Annotated in this window: 5 protein-coding genes; 1 reads left to right on the top strand and 4 read right to left on the bottom strand. The window is 46.9% G+C overall.

The genetic code is table 11. From position 1 onward, the window contains the following. Window positions 1-345 precede the first annotated feature (345 nt). The 3 genes from JF818_RS01060 to JF818_RS01050 form a co-directional block, all read right to left on the bottom strand. Window positions 346-1,314: an NAD(P)H-dependent glycerol-3-phosphate dehydrogenase gene (locus JF818_RS01060; protein WP_198890143.1), complete on the bottom strand. Its 969-nt coding sequence runs from the start codon at window positions 1,312-1,314 to the stop codon at window positions 346-348. Further along, window positions 1,290-1,772: a GNAT family N-acetyltransferase gene (locus JF818_RS01055; protein ID WP_233065343.1), complete on the bottom strand. Its 483-nt coding sequence runs from the start codon at window positions 1,770-1,772 to the stop codon at window positions 1,290-1,292. The genes JF818_RS01060 and JF818_RS01055 overlap by 25 nt, the downstream gene beginning before the upstream one ends. A 76-nt stretch (window positions 1,773-1,848) precedes the next feature. Next, on the bottom strand, window positions 1,849-4,191 hold the full coding sequence (locus tag JF818_RS01050) for an alpha-galactosidase (RefSeq protein WP_198890142.1): 2,343 nt from the start codon (window positions 4,189-4,191) through the stop codon (window positions 1,849-1,851). A 103-nt stretch (window positions 4,192-4,294) separates the two neighbouring features. Between JF818_RS01050 and JF818_RS01045 the strand changes: the two genes are divergently transcribed. Continuing rightward, window positions 4,295-5,539, top strand: a complete 1,245-nt coding sequence (locus tag JF818_RS01045; protein WP_198890141.1) for a hypothetical protein — start codon at window positions 4,295-4,297, stop codon at window positions 5,537-5,539. Between the two features lie 59 nt (window positions 5,540-5,598). On the opposite strand, the gene JF818_RS01040 is transcribed toward JF818_RS01045, so the two are convergent. Next, window positions 5,599-6,144 carry a hypothetical protein gene (locus JF818_RS01040; protein ID WP_198890140.1) on the bottom strand — a complete coding sequence of 182 codons (546 nt, stop codon included), beginning with the start codon at window positions 6,142-6,144 and terminating at the stop codon, window positions 5,599-5,601. Between the last annotated feature and the right edge of the window lie 620 nt (window positions 6,145-6,764).

Here is a 6,764-nt window from a genome sequence, read left to right as displayed (position 1 = left end):
AAGATGTCTGTCTGGGAGAATCCGTTCATCGTGAATTACCTCTCTGTCCTATGATACCAAAACAGTACCACAGCACTCCCAGAGTTTTCCACTATCACTTTGCCTCTTTAGGATTCTACCCACTCAAAACAGCGAAAGGCCGATTTGTTTGGGTATCCCCCAGTTGTGTGAGTGCACAATTGGGGGAATTTTCTTCAGAGGTATTTGAGTACTTAAGGAGAACTTTTCCAAGGCTTGTATCTTGAAGGTCCGATATGAATCAATGATGCCTTCCCTTAAGGGAGAAGCTATCATGCTTAAATATACCTCGGATACGAAAGAAGGCTGTACCTTGAGCTGTAGGAATTAGTTAAACACCGCTCTCATATAGTCGTTGAGATTCTCATGTTCATACATCATCCGATACAGTGCTTGTACGAGAGGGAACTCCTCTTCGACCTGTTTCTCACGGGTGAGTTCTCCCATGAGCTTGACGGTTCTGCTTCCTTCTATGACCGTTGCTGAGCTCCCACTATTGTCGATCGAGAATCCTTTACCCATCAAGAGACCGAGCGTCCTGTTCCTGGAGAGGTCATTGAGACTGGTCAGTCCCAGGTCGCCAAGACCACAGTAGCAGAAGATGGTCTCAGTGCTGCAGCCGAAAAGGCTGAGAAAACGACGCATTTCTCCAACTGCCTTCGTATAGATGAGAAAATCAACATTAGGAGAGTTAAACCGCCCACTGACCAGTCCGATTGCAATGGCATACATATTCTTTAGGATACTCATGAGCTCGACTGAACGGATATCTTCAGTGTAGTCCAGGTAGAGACCGGTGTCCTTGAGTACTTCTCTCTTGAAACGGTCATAGTCCTCTCTCTTGCCCCCAAAGGTAAAGGAAGAGGGTAGTCCATGCAGAACTTCAATTGCGAAGGTTGGTCCCTTCATGCTGGCTGTTCTGGGAAAGGGAATTTGTTCGGTGATAAAGGCCCCATCATCGCTCATACCCTTTGCCAGGTTTATCACAAGGCAATCTTCCTTCGTATATGCCTTGATCTCCTCGGTAAAAGAGACGATGACCTTTGAGGGGATGACAAGAAGTATGCAGTCAGCACTGCGGAAAATCTGCTTGTCACTCGTTGCCCTGATACTGGTGTTCAGGAAGTGGGTAGGGAAGTACTTGGTATTCCGATGGTTTTTATTGATATCCTCTACAACGTCCTTTTCAATGGACCAGAGGATGACGGTATTGTTGGTATTCCAAGAGAGCCGTTCAGCCATGGCGGTGCCAAACACACCGGCTCCTGCAATTACGATGGTATTGTGATAGGGCAAGGTGCAACTCCTTTTTCGTGGGGCCAGATCATGGTTCGGTGTGGGATGTTTGCTTCATAGAAGATACTCTGATCTTCTGCAACGAAGCCAAGCTTCTGATAAAATCCCTCGCTCTGAATCTGGGCATGGATATAGACTGGTCCATGGGCAACGCTCAAGGCACAACGTACCAAGAGCTCTCCATGATGCAATCCACGATAGGTGGAGAGTACAGCAATGCGTTCCAGTTTGGTTCCTTTTTCTGTCACTCGGATACGTACCGTCCCTATTGCTTCATCACCGATGAGCAGCAGGAGATGACCACAGTCGGGATCTTTTCCGTCGAAGTCGATGGCCTCGCTTACGCCTTGTCCTTTGACGAAAACCTCACGTCGTATGTGCTTGCACATTGCAAGATAGCCCTGATTGGTAGCCAGGGAAGCACTCCCTGGTTCAAGGTATATGACAGTCTGTTCCATTCTGTCCATCATAACGGCAAGTCAGGTAATCGGGCAAGAGGTTGCAAACGTAAAGCATCGTGTTGTTGGAAGCGCCCTACTTTATCTTCTTGAAGATATAGATTCTGCTTCCGAAGTCACCCAAGACCCTGGTCATGGCATCATATCCGGTTCCACCGAACTGCTGGTTCAGCTTAATACCTGCCCAGGCAACCTGCTCTCCGGTAACTCGGTAGTGTTCAACCTCACTATCCAGGGAGACAGCTTTGCTGATGGTGTCCTGTGCGATACCTCCCTCGGTAATGGGGAGCGGGCTGACCCGGTTGAGCAAATTCCCGAACATCTTGATATCGATACGCTGCTGGCGTGGGAATACCTCATACACGGCATTCAGATCAACAGCCTCCACGCGTAGCTTGTCTGAGCCTGGATTTGCAGGATTGAGCTTCTGGGCGAAAAGCACCAGGAGCTCGCTCTTGTCCTGGCTTGCTACTGCCCAGATTACTTGGTTCGATATACTGTTTGCCAGTTTCACCCTGGTAAAGGTTCCGTACTGCAGAAGGGCACGGTGTGCCTTGTAGAAGGCAATCTGTGCCTTGATGGCATCTTTCTGTTGCCCCTTCAGCTTGGTGACATCCAACTCATACCCAAGAACACCGAAAGCTGCGACATTGAATCGGGACTCAAGGTCCGTCCTTCTCAGGGTCTGGTGATTGGGAGAGTCGCTCACATGGCTGCCCATGGTTGAAAGTGGATAGCCGCAGCTGGTACCTTCCTGGATATACAGACGGCTGAGTGCGTCAGTATTGTCACTGGTCCAGGTTTGGGGCATGTAACAGAGCATCCCCAGGTCAAAGCGATTGCCACCACTTGCGCATGATTCAAAGAGTACATTGGGGAAAGCTGCTGTAAGCTTCTCCAACAGTTCATAGAGTCCTAGGATATAGCGGTGGAAGAATTCACCATGGTCTTTCATCTCTCTGTTTGCGCTATAGAGGTCACTGAATACACGGTTCATATCCCACTTAATGTAGTTCACATTTGCAAAATGCCAAACATCCGAGAGTTGTTTGTAAAGGTAATCTCGTACATCAATCCTGGTTAGGTCGAGAATATACTGGTTCCGTCCAACGCTTGGACGCCTTCCAGGTATGGCGATCATCCAGTCGGGGTGTTTCTTGTACAGCTGACTCTCAATACTTACCATCTCTGGCTCCACCCAGAGACCGAACATCATACCAAGCCTGTGTACTTCAAGAGAGAGGTTTTCCAGCCCTGAGGGGAGTTTCTTCGGGTTCACGGTCCAGTCCCCAAGACTGGTGGTGTCATCGTTACGGAGGCCGAACCAGCCATCATCGAGAACGAATAGCTCGATACCGAGGTTGGCACTCTCCTTTGCCAGATTGATAAGTTTATCTTCTGTGAATTTAAAATAGGTTGCTTCCCAGTTGTTGATCAAAACCGGTCGTTCACGGAACTTCCAGGGACCACGAATGATGTGGTTGTTGACGAAGTGGTGGAAGTTCTGGCTTGCTCCGTTTAGTGCATCAGGGGAGTAGGTCATTACCGCCTCAGGTGTTTGGAAGCGGTCTTGCGGGGCAAGGTTCCAGCTGAAGGTTGCCGGATTGATCCCTGTCAGTACCCTGACCTTTCCGTAGGAGGACGTTTCCACCAGCTCTCGATGGTTGGAGCTGTAGATGAGGTTCATTCCGATGGTCTCCCCGTTCTCCTTGGTGAGGAATATGCAGGGGTTGTGATCAGCGCTGCTGACTCCACTCTTGCTGTCGTTGATCATGATACCAGGGGCAAGTGGGCGTTCATGCATGTACCGTTCCCTAGACCATGCCCCGTCAAAGGTAACCAGCTTCCAGTCATCGGTATCAAGATCAAGCTGTGCTGATGCAAGATTCTTGATCGTAACTTCCTCGTTACTGTCATTGTACAGGGTGGCACGCCTTGTGATGACGTTGCTGTCCTCAAAGACCGTGTAGGTGAGGGCAAGTCGAAGGGGAAGACAGGCTTCCTTGAGCATAACTTCCAAGGTGGTACAGGTGGTCTTATCCCCATAGGACTCGGGCATGCCACTGAAGGTTCTTGGCTTTCCAGGAAGGATTCTGTAGCTCTTTACGATGAAATCGAGCGTTTGCATACCCCGTGAATAAGAAATATCGATGGAACTCTCTCGATAATCACCTTTGCCCATGGTAGAGTATTCCATACAGAGGTTATTGAAGAAGAGTGTTGGATGGTCACTGTCATAGGCAGTGCCTGTACCGATGCTGATACTTCTTTTCTCCGCCAATGCATCAATGCTGATGGTATTTTTGCTGAGATATCTGCCATAATAGAGGTGTTCAAGGTGTCCTGTTTCGGTTATGGCGAACAGGTAGGTGGTTTTCTTCGTGGATAGATTGAACAGTCGGTCCTTCTTGGAAATCATGGAACGGCACTCCTTGAACTTGGAAACAGTCTATGCTACCAGTATACTGTCATTAGGCTGTTTTTAACACCATGTTGTGTCGCTTTTAAGAGGAGAAGTGGGAATGGATATCCGTCGTCTGAGATTATGGGAGAGCAGGAATGCCACTGTGCTGACCAATGACCTGATTCAGGTGGTGTTGGAAGATCAGGGTGGTATGGTGCTTGAGCTGAGTGCGCTCTTGTCCCAAGGTGGAAGGATAAATGCCCATCTGGTTCCGTATTACCGTGGAACAGGAACCTCTGTATTCAGTGATGAAAATGCTGAGTTTTGGAAGACCAGCCCCTATCTCTACCAGAAGGCTGGTTCCTATTTCAGCTTTCCCAACTATGGACCTGCATATGATGCAGTCCAGGGAGCACAAGACCAGAGTGGGTTTACCTCTTCTTCCTACTGGATGGTAGAGCGATACGGTACCGATCCAGAGTTTGGTGGTGTTTGGCTCATGAGCATGGTACGAAACAGGAAAGAGCACTATATGGTGAGAAAGATTGATATGTTGCTGCCAAATCATCCTGTGCACTATACGGCGGTCTTTATCACCAACAATGGCAGTGAGGACATGCTTGCCAATACTGCTTGGAATAACGAGATCGGTTCCCCGTTTCTTGAGTCTGGCTGTGTGCTCAATGCCAGTGCACAAAGTTGGCAGACAGGGCCAGAGGAGACTCTTCCTGGGATTGCTTCCCGCTTACAGCCCAACGCCCAGTTTGATGACTGGAGGAAGGCACCTCTCAAGCAAGGAGGGACGGTCGATCTTACAGAGGTTTCTCCTCCCATCGGGAAGACTGACTTTATCAGCGGAGCCATTCCAAGGCTCAGCAACCTTGGTTGGTCGAGTGTGATCAACCCAAGGCAACAGATGGTCTATTTCACTTTCTTCCCCGGTCCACAGGCTTTGGGAGAAGGGGAGATTGGTCTGAATTTCAACAACTTCCTTTTTGACTATGGCGGGCATTTGGAGACTCCATGGACGCTCTATCCTGGTGGGATGAGCCAACAGTACTCGCTCAACTGTGGATCAGGGACAAACAAGTTCTATACTGGAACCAAGGAAGCTTCTGCTTCTGATACCTTGTTTGATGCTGATACTACCGTTACTGTAAGGGCAGGAGAGACACGATCACTCTATTACGCGACAGCCTTTGCTCCTTATGACAATAATCGCATCGGCGGTAATTTCTATACGGTAGAACAGGTGGTGGAGGGTATTCTCCTCAAACGCACGAAGAGTTACGCATTCATCCCAGCTGACTCGGTATTCCACTGCATCAAGACCTTGGCAAAACGCATCATGTCCGCAGACTGAAAGAAGACCACCCCGGCGAAAGGGTGGTCTTGGACAGACAAGTTTGTATTGAAATATTTTTAGTTTGCAAAGAGATTAAAGGTAATTGTTCCAGAATATGAACCAGTTACTGCGTTCTCATATTCTTCGGCGGCAACCTCTACAGTTACGTTGGTTGAGTAAAAGTCCATACCATTCAACGTACCGCTGTCGTAGATGTTGGTTGCTGAATCAACTTCAGTGGCATCATTGGTAGTTACCGTGGCACCACCAGCGATTACTTCATAATTGATATAGGCAAATTCTGTACCAAGATCAGCTCCCATAGCGGTTGCTGAGAGTGTCATGTAATATCCATTCCTGTTGTTAGACATGCTAATCAGCTGGCGAACAGTCTGTACTGAACTATAGTTGGTGTCATCAACTGTGAAATCAGCGTTGTCAGCAGTAAGACTGTCAAAGCCAGCCTTGGTGGTAGGAACAGTTGTTCCAACGGTAACGAGCTTGATTTCGTGAATTCCTCCAACACTGGTGACAACATCAAACTGCCCAGTAGCATTAGCAGCAAAAATTGCAATAGAAGAGATAGCCAGTACCAACAAAGTTGCAATAATATTCTTCTTCATTTTAAACATCCTTTAGGAGCTACGCTCCAGTGCAAGTTATCTATGCTTTCCCAAGCACATTCATATAATAGTAATTCTGTGGACTTATGTCAACAGGTGTGATTAGGTTTTTGAAATAACTGAGTATTACAATAGAAAATTTTACAAAAAAATATATAAGTATATATAATATAAAAGAATAAAAAATTCTTAACGTAAGATAAACTTATGTCAACTTATAGCAATCAAAGTTTGTTATCTGTGTATGTATTACTATAGTTATACAAATAGTATCAAAAAAATACTTTGTAATGTACTAACTATGACAGAAGTGGGTGAAATATAAGCCTATTTAATGATAATCTATACTGATTGTGACAATATCTCATTAAATATGGGTAGAAATTTGTAGAAGTGGCTGTATGTAGATCAAAGAATAATTCTAATACAAGTGGAATTATCCTATAATCTGAAACTGAGCAAGGACGGTCAAGCTCAAGTTTTGTTTCTCAGCTAGAGTGCAGTCAATGGAGTTGTAAGGTGACTATGAGAGAAGAACACAAAGAAGCGGTCCAAAGGATGCTGGAGTTTATTGATGAGCATCTAGGTAAGCCGATCACACTACATCAACTGGCACAGGC

This window comes from Sphaerochaeta sp. S2 (assembly GCF_016406725.1).
Taxonomy (GTDB): Bacteria; Spirochaetota; Spirochaetia; order Sphaerochaetales; family Sphaerochaetaceae; genus Sphaerochaeta.
The sequence above is the reverse complement of the archived record's forward strand: the minus strand, read 5'-3'. Positions and strand labels throughout refer to the sequence as shown.